Origin of the sequence: Ruminococcus sp. MCC718 (genome assembly GCF_018783905.1) — a bacterium.
Taxonomy (GTDB): Bacteria; Bacillota; Clostridia; order Lachnospirales; family Lachnospiraceae; genus Hominisplanchenecus; species Hominisplanchenecus faecis.
The window spans coordinates 1-456 of sequence record NZ_WQNP01000088.1; the positions used below are offsets into that span (position 1 = coordinate 1).

A 456-nucleotide genomic window follows, 5' to 3' on the forward strand; every position below is an offset into this window, starting at 1 on the left:
GTGCTGACGGAATTTATCATCATTCTGTTTGCAGATGTACCGCCACTTTCCATGATTGAGGGTGCGTTTTTGAAATATTTCGGGATTCCCGTTGCCCTTACATGGTTTATGTCACAGAAAACCTTTGACGGGAAAAAGCCATACAGTTACATCAAGACGATGGTGCTGTATGCTCTGCGTCCCAAAGTGACTTATGCCGGAAAAGCCGTGAACCTGCATAAGCAGAAATTTGAGGAAACTATCACGGCAGTAAGGAGTGTGACCTATGTTCCCGATTAAATATATCGACAATAACCTTGTCTGGAATAAGGACAATGAGGTGTTCGCCTACTATGAGCTGATACCGTACAATTATTCATTCTTATCCCCAGAACAGAAATACCTTGTGCATGACAGCTTCCGTCAGCTTATCGCACAGTCCCGTGAGGGAAAGATTCATGCGTTGCAGATTGCAAC

At 44.1% G+C, this 456-nt stretch carries 2 protein-coding genes; both read left to right on the plus strand.

The genetic code is table 11. The features are described 5' to 3' along the window. Positions 1 to 279, plus strand: a 279-nt coding sequence (locus tag GPK60_RS08210; protein ID WP_215659269.1) for a TcpE family conjugal transfer membrane protein, incomplete at its 5' end; no start/stop codon positions are given. Then, positions 266 to 456 (plus strand): hypothetical protein (locus GPK60_RS08215; protein ID WP_330606601.1); only part of this gene is annotated, 191 nt, incomplete at its 3' end. The genes GPK60_RS08210 and GPK60_RS08215, both read left to right, overlap by 14 nt.